The organism is Exiguobacterium sp. s143 (genome assembly GCF_018618895.1).
Lineage (GTDB): Bacteria > Bacillota > Bacilli > Exiguobacteriales > Exiguobacteriaceae > Exiguobacterium_A > Exiguobacterium_A abrahamii.
In genome coordinates this window covers 234,653-248,140 of sequence record NZ_JACSMX010000001.1, presented here as the reverse complement: position 1 = coordinate 248,140, position 13,488 = coordinate 234,653, and the positions used below count along the sequence as shown (strand labels likewise).

General features: G+C 49.8%; 15 protein-coding genes. 7 read left to right on the top strand and 8 right to left on the bottom strand.

Annotated features, from left to right (window positions below):
• Window positions 1-118: 118 nt before the first annotated feature.
• The 4 genes from KNQ03_RS01440 (at window position 119) to KNQ03_RS01425 (ending at window position 2,599) form a co-directional block, all read left to right on the top strand.
• Window positions 119-1,195: a GTP pyrophosphokinase gene (locus KNQ03_RS01440; RefSeq protein ID WP_231681756.1), complete on the top strand. Its 1,077-nt coding sequence runs from the start codon at window positions 119-121 to the stop codon at window positions 1,193-1,195.
• 71 nt (window positions 1,196-1,266) lie between these two features.
• Window positions 1,267-1,710, top strand: a complete 444-nt coding sequence (locus tag KNQ03_RS01435; RefSeq protein WP_023468290.1) for a MarR family winged helix-turn-helix transcriptional regulator — start codon at window positions 1,267-1,269, stop codon at window positions 1,708-1,710.
• Window positions 1,711-1,782: 72 nt separating this feature from the next.
• Complete coding sequence (locus KNQ03_RS01430; protein WP_214723180.1) at window positions 1,783-2,268, top strand: tetratricopeptide repeat protein; 486 nt, start codon at window positions 1,783-1,785, stop codon at window positions 2,266-2,268.
• Window positions 2,269-2,353: 85 nt separating this feature from the next.
• Window positions 2,354-2,599: a hypothetical protein gene (locus tag KNQ03_RS01425; protein ID WP_023468288.1), complete on the top strand. Its 246-nt coding sequence runs from the start codon at window positions 2,354-2,356 to the stop codon at window positions 2,597-2,599.
• 94 nt (window positions 2,600-2,693) lie between these two features.
• Here the strand turns inward: KNQ03_RS01425 and KNQ03_RS01420 are convergent, their stop codons facing one another.
• From KNQ03_RS01420 to KNQ03_RS01400, 5 genes are read right to left on the bottom strand one after another with little or no spacing between them, the layout of a single operon-like run.
• Window positions 2,694-3,569 carry a phosphotransferase family protein gene (locus KNQ03_RS01420; RefSeq protein ID WP_214723178.1) on the bottom strand — a complete coding sequence of 292 codons (876 nt, stop codon included), beginning with the start codon at window positions 3,567-3,569 and terminating at the stop codon, window positions 2,694-2,696.
• 50 nt (window positions 3,570-3,619) lie between these two features.
• On the bottom strand, window positions 3,620-4,177 hold the full coding sequence (locus KNQ03_RS01415) for a guanylate kinase (RefSeq protein WP_029341679.1): 558 nt from the start codon (window positions 4,175-4,177) through the stop codon (window positions 3,620-3,622).
• Entirely contained in the window at window positions 4,167-4,637 is a 471-nt protein-coding gene (locus KNQ03_RS01410) for a hypothetical protein (RefSeq protein ID WP_023468285.1), read from the bottom strand. Before KNQ03_RS01410 ends, KNQ03_RS01415 begins: the two co-directional genes overlap by 11 nt.
• 13 nt (window positions 4,638-4,650) lie before the next feature.
• On the bottom strand, window positions 4,651-5,373 hold the full coding sequence (locus KNQ03_RS01405) for a glycerophosphodiester phosphodiesterase (protein WP_251140221.1): 723 nt from the start codon (window positions 5,371-5,373) through the stop codon (window positions 4,651-4,653).
• A complete protein-coding gene (locus KNQ03_RS01400) occupies window positions 5,373-6,851 on the bottom strand; it encodes a carboxypeptidase M32 (RefSeq protein WP_214723176.1) in 1,479 nt (492 codons plus the stop codon). The genes KNQ03_RS01405 and KNQ03_RS01400 overlap by 1 nt, the downstream gene beginning before the upstream one ends.
• 145 nt (window positions 6,852-6,996) lie before the next feature.
• Between KNQ03_RS01400 and KNQ03_RS01395 the strand changes: the two genes are divergently transcribed.
• Window positions 6,997-7,626 carry a serine/threonine protein kinase gene (locus KNQ03_RS01395; protein ID WP_371743231.1) on the top strand — a complete coding sequence of 210 codons (630 nt, stop codon included), beginning with the start codon at window positions 6,997-6,999 and terminating at the stop codon, window positions 7,624-7,626.
• A gap of 143 nt (window positions 7,627-7,769) precedes the next feature.
• Here KNQ03_RS01395 and KNQ03_RS01390 read toward each other — a convergent pair whose 3' ends face one another.
• From KNQ03_RS01390 to KNQ03_RS01380, 3 genes are all read right to left on the bottom strand, one after another.
• Window positions 7,770-8,432, bottom strand: a complete 663-nt coding sequence (locus tag KNQ03_RS01390) for a hypothetical protein (protein WP_167507565.1) — start codon at window positions 8,430-8,432, stop codon at window positions 7,770-7,772.
• A gap of 112 nt (window positions 8,433-8,544) precedes the next feature.
• Window positions 8,545-9,837: a globin-coupled sensor protein gene (locus KNQ03_RS01385; protein ID WP_064300965.1), complete on the bottom strand. Its 1,293-nt coding sequence runs from the start codon at window positions 9,835-9,837 to the stop codon at window positions 8,545-8,547.
• Window positions 9,838-10,137: 300 nt separating this feature from the next.
• The gene (locus tag KNQ03_RS01380) at window positions 10,138-11,439 is read right to left on the bottom strand and encodes a hemolysin family protein (RefSeq protein WP_029341672.1); all 1,302 of its coding nucleotides are present in this window, start codon (window positions 11,437-11,439) and stop codon (window positions 10,138-10,140) included.
• A 282-nt stretch (window positions 11,440-11,721) separates the two neighbouring features.
• Between KNQ03_RS01380 and KNQ03_RS01375 the strand changes: the two genes are divergently transcribed.
• Window positions 11,722-12,774 (top strand): YrzE family protein, encoded by a 1,053-nt coding sequence (locus KNQ03_RS01375; protein ID WP_050677910.1) that lies wholly within the window; start codon window positions 11,722-11,724, stop codon window positions 12,772-12,774.
• Between the two features lie 117 nt (window positions 12,775-12,891).
• Window positions 12,892-13,485, top strand: coding sequence for a TetR/AcrR family transcriptional regulator (locus KNQ03_RS01370; protein WP_023468277.1), 594 nt, complete (start codon window positions 12,892-12,894; stop codon window positions 13,483-13,485).
• Window positions 13,486-13,488 lie beyond the last annotated feature (3 nt).

The window sequence follows — 13,488 nt, the reverse complement described above, 5'->3', positions numbered from 1 at the left end:
TACTACTTGTCTTTTTCCCACGAATCGTACTGCTTCAAACAGGGTCTTGCTGTGCGTTTAACGAAGCAGAGTGCTACAATATGGCTAGATGACTACAGGATGAGGAAGGTGCGAAACGGTGCAATCACAAGATTTAAATACGATGATGCTCGAATATGTCAACGATAAGGAAGAATACGATGCCTACGCCGACAAGTTGAAGATGCTCTTGTCCGAGTTGCTGGACGCGGCAGGCATCAAATACCACTCGATCGTCGCCCGGACGAAGGACTCCGAGAGTCTGTATCAAAAAGTCTTACGGCAACCGAACAAATACCGTTCACTCAAGGACGTCCATGACTTGACCGGGATTCGGATCGTCACTTATTTCCATGACGACGTCCGGGAAGCGGCACGAATCATCGAGAATGAGTTCGCGATCGATCGCGATCAATCGGTCGATAAGTCGACGTTGCTCGATACGACGGAATTCGGTTATCTCTCGGTCCACTTCGTCGCTTCACTCAGCGATCAGCGGCTTGCCCTGAGCGAGTATGGACGTTTTAAAGACTACACGGCTGAGATCCAGATTCGCTCGATCCTGCAACACGCGTGGGCGGAGATCGAACATGATCTTGGATATAAAAATCCGAACAGTGTCCCAGCAGAAGTCCGGCGCAGCTTCAGTCGGGTGGCAGGATTACTCGAGATCGCCGATCAGGAGTTCGTCAACATCAAGAAACAGTTAAAACAATTTGAAGACGAGACCGTTCAACAAATCTTGTCTGACCCACATCAAGTCCGGATCACGGCAGATAACTTGAACTACTTCATCGATCACTCCCCGGTCATCAACGAGCTCGATAAACGACTCGTTACATCGCAAATGATGCTCGATTCCGATCAACAATTGATCAACGAACTAATTCGGATGTTCCATTATGTCGATATCCGGACATACGGGGAATTGATTGAAGCCGTCACGACCCACAGTCCGCTCGCCTTACGCTGTGCGAAGGTCATGCCGAATCCGTTCCTGCCCCGTCAAGGAATCGGCATCGCCTATATCTGCATGGCACTGACGATTGCTGGCGAAGATACACACCGGATCGACTACTTCTTCCGCCGCTTCTATCCAGAACTGCGCAACGTAGAAGAGATCGTCGCCCAAGTCGCCCGCGTCGTCGAAACAGATGATTCAAGAGAAAAATATTGATTAAACTAAAATTTTTCACTATACTAAATCACGAGTGAAAGAAACTACGGTATAGAAAGAGTGAACGATACATGGCAACTACACTAGAAGTAGCACAACGCGATCAGTTGATCGTTGATACAGAAAAAGGATTACGGATGAACTACCGCGCGATCAAAAAGGACGTGCGTAGCATGTTCACGACGTACTTGACACGCAATGAATTCTTCATCTTGAAGTCCCTTTGTGCGAACAGTCCGCAAATCGCCTCTGCCCTCTCGCAGGAGTTCCAATTCTCAGCGAGCATGATCACGGCATTAGCAGACGAATTGACGAAAAAAGAGTTGATCTCGCGTGAGCGAAGTGAACTCGATCGTCGTGTCGTCGAACTCCGCGCCACTCCAAAAGGCATCGAGCTCTATGAAAAACTCGAATCGATGAAGATGGATTACCTCGCAGACGTCTTCGAGGACTTCTCGGATCAGGAACTCGAACTGTTCCGGACGCTCTTAACGAAGCTTGAAAAAACAATCTAAGCTGTTCAATCGAACGGATCCGGTCAGGACGACCGGGTCCGTTTTTTAGTTTATAAATGAGGAGGAAACGCGATGTTTGATTTCGAATCGGTGCAACAGTTACGACAGACGGGGCAATATGAAGCAGCGAAGGCAGTCGTCCGTCAGTATGTCGAGACGGCACCTAACGACCCGACCGTCCTCTATCAGATGGCGTGGTGTCATGATAGTCTCGGTGAGGAACATGCTGCTGTTCCCTATTATGAACAAGCACTAGCGCTCGGTCTTACTGGCGAAGACCGTCTGCAGGCATATATCGGGCTCGGCAGTACATATCGTGTCATCGGTCAGTTCGAAGTTGCGTCAGACGTGTTTCATCGTGCGCTCCGTGAGTTTCCGGACGCCCATGCCCTGCAAGCCTTCCTCGCAATGACGGAGTACAATCTCGGTCAAGCCGATCAGGCAGTCGGTCGGTTGCTGAAGAGTCTTGCTACGACGTCGTCGGACGCCTCGATCCAGACATTTGACCGAGCAATCCGTTATTATGCCGATCATTTGGACGAGATCGTCAAAGAATGAACAGCAACGGTTGACGAGTGATCGTTTTGCACAGCATAATGTAACAGCCAAGCGGACTCGCTTTTGGCAGGAAAGGAAGTTAAGAATGTCATCAAAAAAAGTATGGACAGTAGAAGGTTACGAAGAACAAGGGCAAGAAAAACACGGCAAGGCAAGCAAGTCAGAGACATATACGAATGAAGCCGATGCTAAGAAAGCTGCTAAAAAGATGGCGGATCAGAATGATCATCTCGACGTCTACGTCATTTATACGAGTACGGTAAACGGTAAAACAGAAGAACGATTCTTCAATTCGAACGGCAAGTATAGTGAAGAAGGCTTCGAGTGGTAAGTATCGCTTCGAATATATGATTCAGACCAAACATGATGCGTTCGTTTCTCAGTCAAGAGAGACGAACGCATCATGTTTTTGTTGTCCTTGCTGTTCAAGTCTCATACCAAAGCGGGATGTCCCGCTGAAAACCAGCATGATCCTGAATGATTCGCTGGACACGTCGTTGCATCGCTTGCATTCCATCTGCATCGAACCGCTTCGCCCAGACGAGTGCTGAAAAGACGACCATCGCCATGTAAAGACTATACATTCGCCAAAAGTCGGACGGTACTTCGTTCTCGAAATACCCTTCAATCATGTGACGGGCAAATAGCGGACTCGTCTCGACCTGAAACAGACCACATTTGACGAAGTCATGCCACGGATCGCCATAATCATGGTTCCCGTAATCAAGGAAGGCGGAAAGATGCCCATCCTCGACAAGGAGATTATCGAGATGAACGTCATCATGTTGCAACCGGTTTGGACGTGTCTGAAGTAACGGAATGCGCTCGCTAATGAATCGATCAAGACGCTCGATCCACGTTGGCTCAAGCAACCCATCAATCGCCGCGCGATAGCGGTCATGTTTCGCCTGGCAACGTTCGCTCCAAGACGTCATTTCGCTCGGTGCGGTGACGTCATGAATGCGTCTCAACGCTTGCCCTGTCTCCTGACCGAGTCTGGGTGCTAATTCCGGTGACTCCTCGAGCACGCTTCGAACGGTTTTTCCGGGTAGGTACGGATAGATGCCGTAAGCGGTCGTTGCGGTCCGTCCGGTCGCTAGCGGTAAGGCATGAGACAATCCCGCTTGTTTTGGAATCGCTAAAGCGGCTTCTCGTTCAAATTGACGACTAGACGGATCCGTCACGACCTTGACGATGTAGTGCGCTGTTGCCGTCTTGATGGACCAGACGGCTTGGCGCGATCGACCAGATAACTGTCTTTCGCTCTCAACGTGCGTGAGTAAGGGATGCAAAGGTAGCATGAAGACTCCTTTCTGACATCAAAAAGAGGACGCATCTTGCGTCCTCTTCGTCATGCCTGTGGAATGTAGCCAGCAATGATCTCAAGCAGATCGGCATACGCTGTCTCAAAATCGATGTTTTCAATCATATAATCATAATGATCGCGGTCTTTCCACGCTTCCTCGTAATCGACGAGTCGCGCTTCAAACTCCGGTGTATCCCCGCGCATCAACAGTCGTTCCTTCATCAAGTCGGGTGGGACCGAGACGAAAATCGTGATCACTTGGTCGCCAAACAAACGCTTGAAGTTCGCCGCCCCTTTCGGATCGATGTCCTTAATGACGATTTGATCCTGTTCGAGGACATCGACATACGCTTGACGCGGTGTCCCGTACCACGCCCGGTGGACGTGGGCGTATTCGATGAAGCCGTCGTCTTGGATCAATTGTTGGAACGTCTTGACGTCGACGAAATGATAGCTTGCTCCATCAATCTCCGTCGGTCGTTTCGGTCGGGTCGTCACCGACGGGATGAACCGGACGTGCGCGTATTCCGTCCGCAGACGTTTGATCAGGGAGGACTTTCCGCTGCCCGATCCACCAATCAAGAGAATGATTTTACCTGACATCGTTTTCCCCCTGTTGTTGTGTCGTGAAGTAACCTGTAAAGCGAAGAGCGAACTGTTCCAGTTCACTATCGACGACCGTTCCGTAAATCGGTCGGATGACGATTAAATAGCGTTCGTACGAGATGATCCGGGATGTCTCGTTTCGTGTCATCTGGACTTGTTCTTCCGGATAACTCTCGACGTAATACCAATCGACCGCAATTCGTTCATCGGATGGGGTCTCATAAATCCAGGTCACCGTCGTTCCATCCGCAGGAAGGGTGCTTTTCAAGGTGAAGCGCTGAATCTGCTTCAGTTCCCGTTTCGCTGACGCAAGTCCTGCCTGATAATCCGCAGGGCGCATCGGTGTCGTCGTCACTTGCTTCGGTTTTGGTTCCGGCAAGCGGGCAAAGCCAAGCTGAAGTCCGACGAATAAAGCGACGAGCGACAAACTGATGACGAATACGTATTCCTTGCGCATCCCTTCCTCCTCCTCATCTTTCGAGTGTATCGCGCATCCCTTTTGGATCATTAACGATGACGGCGTCGACGCCGATCCGCTGCATCTGCCGGACATCCTCGACCGTCTTCGGAGTGTAAACCCGGACCGTGACGTCTTGCGCGTGAGCGAACGCGACGTCCGCTTCCGTCACCCGTCGATAATCGGGATGGATACCGGTCGCACCAATCCGGAGGGCTTGTTCTTCCGGATGATAGATCGGATACGGATAGAGAATCGCCGTCTCAACGCTTGGGTCGAGCTTCCGAATCAAGGCAACCGAATAATGGTTGAACGAACTGAATAACAGCCGGTCGGTCGCGATGCCGTGCGATGCACAGCGTTCAAGGACATATGCTTCAAGCCCGTCATAGCGAATCGTATCCGTCTTCAGCTCGATGTTGAGCCGTAAGGTCACTGGTGCAAGGATTGCGAGGACTTCGTCAAGCGTCGGAATCTTCGTCTTGATCGGTTCCCCTTTGAATCGTGCTCCAGCATCCAGCGCCTGCAGTTCGGCAACCGTCATGTCGATGACGCGCCCCTTCCCGTTCGTCGTCCGGTTGACGGTCTCATCGTGAATGATGACACCGACACCGTCCTTTGAGAAATGGACATCGAATTCGACCCCATCGACGTCGTCTTTAATCGCAGCAGCGATGGCTTCAAGCGTGTTCTCCGGAAAACGGTCACTGACGCCGCGGTGTGCGAACCATAACATCAGAGTGCCTCGACGACACGCGTGTATTTCTTCGTCAAGTAGTTGACGAGTGGTGCGACCGAGATCGATTGACCCGTTGCTGCTTCGATCAGTTCAGCCGGTGTCTTCGATTTCCCGTGACGGTGGATGTTCTCTTTTAGCCAGCCTTTGATTGGAGCGAGTGTTCCGGCCGCGATCAGACCATCGACGTTATCGACGTCACGACGAAGCGCTTCGTTGAGCTGTGCCGCATAGACGAGACCGAGCGCGTAACTTGGGAAGTAACCGAACGAGCCACCTGACCAATGGACGTCCTGTAAGACGCCTTTTGCGTCACTCGGCACATCCACACCGAGATACTCTTTATAGAGACGGTTCCATTCTTGCGGAAGATTCTTGACTTCGAGCTCTTTCGTCATCAAGCGTTTTTCCAGCTCATAGCGGATGATGATATGAAGCGCATACGTCAATTCATCGGCTTCGATCCGAATCAGTGACGGTTTGACTTCATTGACCGCGGCATAGAAGCGTTCGAACGGAACGTCAGCCAGTGACGGAATCGCTTGTTGTAAGCCATGATAACGTGCGTCGAGGAAACCTTGGTTGCGTCCGATGAAGTTCTCAAAGAACAGTGATTGTGATTCGTGAATCCCCATCGAAGCCCCGTTACCAAGACCGAGTGAATCGAGTTCCGGTTCGATCCCTTGCTCATACGTCGCGTGTCCGGCTTCATGCATCGTGCCGAAGACAGAGTTCCGGTAGTCGTTCTCATCGTATTTCGTCGTGATGCGTGCGTCCTTCCGGTTGATCGTCGTCTGGAACGGATGGACCGTCTCATCTAAGCGACCAGACGTGAAGTCATAGCCGATATCGCGGAGCCACTCTTGGTTCAAGGCGATCTGTGTCTCGCGGTCCGCTGACCAATCAAGCGTCGGAAAGTCTTTTCCTTCGAGCTGACCGAGCAAACCGATGATCGCTTGACGGAGTTCTGCGAACAATGGGTCGAGTGTCGCGACCGTCATCCCAGGTTCATAATCATGGAGCAGTGCGTCATATGGGTGCGCGTCATAGCCCCAATACTCGACGAACTGGCGCTCCATCGCGACGATTTTCTCGAGGTATGGTTCGAACATCGACCAATCGTTCGCGTCCTTCGCCTTTTCCCAGACGCTCTCTGCCTCAGAGATCAACGTGATGAATGTTTGGTACTCGGCTTCTGGAATCTTCGAGTCGCGATCGAATGCTTCTTTTGCTTTTGCGAACGAGATCGCTTCGATACCCGTCAGCGTCTCTTGCTCCATCGCTGCCAGTAATTGTTGGTATGTTTCGCCTGTCCGGCGACGGAAGCTCTCCGTCGAGAGGAATCCGATCGACGCGGAACGGTTCGCTGCGCCTTGATCCGGCATGTATGTCCGCATATCCCAGTAAAGTAATGCGACGGCTTCTTCGTATGCGCGAAGACCATCAAAATGGTCGCGCCATTGTTGTGTCGTTGACATGATTAAAAACCCCCTTAAAGTATGTAACAGTGTAGCATTTTTAGCATATCACATAATGTTCAAAACTTTCACACACAAGCGATTTTTGAAACTTTTCCTGTCAGATGAGCGTATAATGGGTATAAGAAATGAAGGAGGAAAGGAAGTGACACCATTGAAAACTGACGCTGAGTTAGCGCAATTGATCCAATTGAAAGAAACAGGCTTCGTTTGTACGATCGAGCATCTTCCGAGTGAACTTGACTTAATCGGGACAGGACGAAGTGCGTTCGTCTTTCGTATCCGCGGCACGGATCGCGTCATCAAGAAATTTTACCCGTCGTTTCGATCGCTCGCTGATCTCGAAGGGAGCATCTACGCACAGTTGACTGATTTTCCGACGTATGCGCAAGTCTACGAATACGGTGCCGATTATATCGTGCTTGAATACATTGAAGGTCAAACGTTATTCGAATGTCTCGTCAGCGGGACGTTCATCCCGGAATCCGTCTTAACGACAGTCGATACGGCTTTAGCACAAGCACAATCCGTCGGTTTGAACCCGTCAGACATCCATTTACGCAATATCCTTTTGACCGCTAACGGAACACGGATCATCGACGTCGCACGGTTCCGTCAAACGGAACCGTGTACACAATGGGATGATTTGAAGAAGGCATATCATTATGTATATGCAAAACCGTTCTTCCCGAAAAAGTTGAGCGAGACGTTCCTCAATACGATTGCCGACGTCTATAAGGGACGGTTGTTCGAATCGATCCGAAAGACCGGTTAACGAAAAGGCGTGCTGATTCTCTTCTGTAGAGATCCAGCGCGCCTTTTTTGTATGTATTCATATAATCATTAGGGGAACGGACCTATCTTATTACTTCTTGTGCTTTAAATTTTTAAATCAATAGTACGGTCAGTGAAATAAAATCACTTCGAATAAACAAGTCGAAAGACGATCATACTAGCGACGGCTAAGAGACGTTCGTTCGTGTCACAATCAAAGACGAGTCGCGCCCCGTGTCGTGACCCCGTCGCGATACAATCCCCGTTTTGATAGACGCCGATTTTTCGCGTAAGCGTCGAGGACCGAATCTGATACTCCTGATCGGCATACGAGACGAGTAAGACTTCTTGCAGCTGCAGTTGCTGACGCAGTGCCGCATCGTTACGAATCGTTCCGACATCGCGTCCGTCTTTGCGAATCACGAAATGTGTCGTATTGCGTAGCCACTCCGTTCTCGTCTCTTTAATTTGTAATTGTTCCCCGTCTCCTTCGAACGTCACGTCGAGAAAAAATGATTCGAACTTTTCGAAGCGCGCAAGGATTGCCTGCCACCACGTGGCGTATCGACGTGAGAACGTCAGCCATCGTTCATGCGCGAGAAAGACCGTATTCGTCTTTCGGCTCGCCCGATCTGCCAAGCGAACGGATATCCCCTCTTCTACTCCCCGATAACGTAAATCGCGCCGGATTTGCCACCATTCAATCCCGCCGGTCAAGAAAGCGACACCCATTAAACCGAGTAAGGCATAGAACTCCCGTGGAGCGAGGTCACCTGCTATCACGTAATTTCCTACAAAAGCGATCATACATACAAAAATCAATCCAAGACTTTTCATCATGAATCCTTCACACCTCCACTTTACATTTTTCCATAAAACGACAAAAAAATCCTCCTTTCCCGTAGAAAGGAGGGATCACTTATAAGGTTGCTGCGACTTCTTGTAAGTCATCCGCTGTCTCAGCAATCGCTTCTGCAATCTTACGCATACCTTCGATCGTCCCGGCGACATCCTTCGTATCGGTCGATAGTTCATGAATTTGCCGCGAGACCGCATCCGTCTGTTCCGAAATACGTGAGAAGGCACGGACGACTTGTTGCATCTCCGTCGTCGTTCGGACAACCGCCGTCTCCGTCGTTCCCATCCGCTCTGAGACGACGAGCATCTTTTGCGTGATTTCTTGGGCGATCCGCGACGTCTCGGCTGCCGACTGTTTACTCTCTTCAGCGAGTTTCCGAATTTCTTGCGCCACGACGGTAAATCCGCGCCCCATCTCCCCGGCACGCGCCGCTTCGATCGAGGCGTTCAAGCTGAGAAGGTTCGTCTGATCAGAAATCGTCGTCACCATCCCAGCGATTCGCTCGATTTCCTGCGACAGACGAGACAGTTCAGCGACTTGTTCGGTCGTCCGTGATAAATCTGCAACGACATGTTCAAAGCGACGTGTCTCCTCTTCGACGAGGACGACACCTGCTTCTGCTTCACTGACCGCTTCCGTCAACTGGATTGAAATTGCGTCTGTCGTCGTCGAGACGTGTTTGGCGTGCCGTTCAATCTCTTGGAAGTTCGCTGACGACTCTTCACTCATCGCAGCAAGTTCTTCCGTTGATTTTTGAACGCCATCTCCGACGTGCCGTTTGGCTGTCGCGATCGCTTGGCGTTCCTCATCGATTTGATCCTCATACATCGTCATGACGATCTGTTGCTCGAGGTTGAAGAGTTTCCCCGCTGCCCGCATGATCCGGACACGTTCTGCTTCCGGCCAATCACTGCCGTCAATCTGTTCACTGAGGACGTTCCAGACTTTTTGGAAGGCGGCGATATACCATTTATTATGCAGCCCGATTTGAACATGTCGCTCGGCGATCCGGCGCCGGGCTTCGATATAGTCCATTGTCACCTGACCATCGAACATTTGCAGGATGTGCCGAGCGAGAGTGCCTTTCAATCGTTCGAGCGTCGAATGCTGTTCAATCAAATGCCGGAGTGACGGAACACGAACCAGCTCCTCGTAGAACGCGTCGACCATGCTCGGCATCCAACGGGATACATCTTCGCGGATGACCCGGACAATTTGTAAATCGACTGCTTCTAGACCGATTAAACGTAATTGTTCATGTAAGGATGTCGGAACATTCAACACGACATGAGCGCGTTCGCCTTCGATGCGCGCATCAAAGGACGGTGATGCTGATTTCGCGAACCATTTCATATGCTTCTCTCCCTCGTTCATTTGTGAACTTCATTCCTTATATCGTCTCGAACTTCTAACAATTGAATGGAAAATCACAATAATTATGTATAACCTTGAACGTTTGTTGATTAAAGAGACCACTTTCCTGAGCATCTAGTAGATATACTCTCGCTTTATCGCCAAATCTTATCGATTCGCGAGCTCGTCGGTCCGGAATATTATCATACTTCTCTTTGATGAACGCGCTAAGACCTCGTTTGATAAAAGAAGACCCGCCAGCTCAGTAGATTGAACTACTAAGCAAAACGAGTCTTTCTGTTAGCTTGACGGCAAGGTCAACTTGACATCCTGAATCTGATATTGGGCAGAACGCAAGATTTCAAGCGTAAACGCCTCATCTGTGACGATCGTTCCCTCTTCAAAAGCAGCCGTCCGTGATTGGATATATCCACCGATCGTGTCGACCGCCTCTGCTTCAGTGAACCGAAGACCAAATCGTTCTTCAATTTCAACTAATAGGACAGTACCCGCTAAGCGGTACGAGCCGTCCGGTAACTGTTCGATTTCGGCTTGCTCCGCTTCATCGAATTCATCACGGATATCACCGACGATTTCCTCCAAAATATCCTCCATCGTGATCAAACCGGATGTCCCACCATACTCGTCGATGACGAGAGCGATGTGTGACCGTGTCTGTTTCATCTTCAAGAGTGTTTCTTGCAGCGGTGTCAATTCCGAGACGACCGGCAACGGTTTAAGGAACGATGCAAGTTCTCGTTCGTCTTGTACCGCGTGATGGGCGAGCACTTCCTTGACGTTGATATAACCACTAATCCGGTCCTTATCCGTTCCTTCACTGACCGGGTAACGTGTATACGGATTGTCAGACATCGTCTGTAATAGATTTTCCCAACTCATCTCGTCCGAAATGACCATCATGTTCATCCGTGGCACCATGATGTCGCGCGTGACACGCTCATCAAACGCAAAGACGTTTTGCATCAAGGCGAGTTCCGATTGATTGATCTCACCACTTTGAAAACTTTGTGCCATGATGATTTTCAACTCTTCTTCGGAATGGGCTTGTTCGTGACCGGCTGGTTTCACACCGAACATCCGCAAGAGGACACGGGCCGAACCGTTCATGATCCAGATGAACGGATACATGACTTTTCCGAATACATAGAGTGAAGGCGCTAGCAGTAACGTCATCCGTTCCGCATACTGGATCGCGAGCGTCTTCGGTGCGAGCTCTCCGATGACGACGTGGAGAAACGTCACGAAGATGAAAGCGATACTGTATGAGAGAATCGTCGACAGCGCAACGGCGACACCAAGTTCATCAAAGACCGGTGTCAACAATTTCTCGACGGTCGGTTTCCCGAGTGCACCAAGACCAAGTGCAGTGATCGTAATACCGAGCTGACAGGCCGACAAGTAATAATCGAGATCTCCTGCGACCTTCTTCGCAAGTACTGCTCCCTTTTTTCCTTCTTGCACCATCTGGTCGAGACGTGACATCCGGACTTTAACGACAGCAAATTCCGAACCGACGAAAAACGCGGTCAAACCAATCAATACGACGAGCAACAACAAATTCAGTGTTAAGACGATGTCCAACTTGTATCCCCCTAAAAGCGGGGGATCACCTCCTTTTGATTTTAAACTGTACAGTATAACGTGACACTTGATAAGAGTGTACGATGCTTTTTCTTCAAACGCAACCAATATCACTTCGTTGAAGTTCAGACGACCATTAATCATGTACCTGTAATACTAGGTTTCTCTTATTTAGTTACCGGTTATATAAGAGCTATGCGCGTAAGAAACTTGAGATGAAGCTTTTACATTCATGAACATCTCGAACTTGAAAGACCAATTTGGGGAGAGGTAGTGCTTATTATGGAAAAGACAAACAGAGGCTTTTCGTCGCATTTCCGAGCGGAAGCGGACGGAGCAGGTCGTAACATCTCATGGAGCTCGATTTTTGCAGGTGTGGTATCATTTCTATCTTTATTAATCTTATTTAGTTTAATCGGTTCAGCAATCGGACTCGGCGTCACGGACGTCACGTCGAATAACCCGTTTGACGGTGTCGGAACAGGCTTGATCATCTGGGCAATCCTTTCATTGCTCATCTCGCTGTTCGTTGCTGGATTCGTCTCCGGTGTGACGTCGGCACGTGCCGGTCTCGTCCACGGTTTCTTGACATGGTCGACGAGCGTTATTCTCTTGTTCGCTCTCTTGACGTTCACGACGGTCAATACGTTACAATCCGTTGGTTCACTACTCGGTACGGTCGGTGGTGCGGCTGGTAACGGTATCGGATCCGTTGCTTCGACGGCGCAAGACGCTGCGACGAAAGGATTCGATTCGATTACGAAAAACGTATCACAAGTCGATACAAAAGAGCTTGAAGGGAACGTCGACGAAATCTTAAAAGATACGGACATCAAAGAATTGCAACCAGGTTACTTGCAGAACGAACTTGACGCTGTTCAAGAAGACGTCACGGCTGCTGGTAAGGAAGCGATCACGAAACCAGAAAACTTCGATACGATCGTCCAGGATCTTGGTGATTCGTTGACAGCACGAGCTGAAAAAATCGAGAAATCAGTCGATGAAGATAAAATCGCTGATGCAGTCGCGAAAAACACCGATTTGACAGGTGCTGAAGCGGAAGAAGCGACGCAAAATATCGTCGATGGTCTCAACACGGCAACAAAAGAAACGACGCAACAAATTGAGACTGCTAAACAAACGCTTGATGAAACATCCGCTGACCTCAAGAAAACGGTCCAAGATGTTCGCGAGCAAACAGAACAAGCGACACAAACGGCGTCAAAAGTTTCAATCTGGGCGTTCGTCGGACTGCTTCTGACTCTTATCTTTACGTCATTCGCAGGAATCGTCGGCTCACGCGTCGCAACACGCGGTCGTGTCATGAATAAATAATGATTCTTCCTTAACTGATTCCGCCTTCGCGGAGTCAGTTTTTTTGTGCGGTAAGACAATCTGATTGACTACATTTGAAATTTGCTGTTACAGTGTTACCTAACGACCGTTAGGAAGGTGATTCATCTGAAAGCCCAACAATTGTTACAGACGAGCATCCATCATTTTGCCGCACACGGCTATGAAGGGGCATCGTTGCAAGAGATCGCGACAGAGGTTGGCATAAAAAAGCCATCGATCTATGCGCACTATAAAGGGAAGGACGACCTGTTCCTGCAAGCGACGACGTACGCCTTGCAAGAACAAAAGCGCCGCTTTGCGACGTATTTCACGAGTACGCGGCAGCAGCCGCTCGAGCAATCGCTGCACGGCTTCTTCGATTGGTTCATTTCGGAACAGCAAGACGATATCCTGATGCGATTCATCCTTCGGGCTGCCTATTTTCCACCGGAGAAGCTCGAACAAGAAATGACGGACCGCTTCAATCCGTTTTTCGATTCACTGCACGATCTATTAACGCGATTACTACGCGAACGAGACCGAACGGAACAGATTCTCTATTCGACGGATTACAAAAGTGCCGCTCTCGCCTATCTGACGGTTGCGGAAGGTACGCTGACGGAACTCGTCTACAACGGTGTCGACGCGTTTCACGCTCGACAGCAAGCTGTCTGGCCGATCGTCTGGCGCGGTATGTCAAAAACGATTTAATTC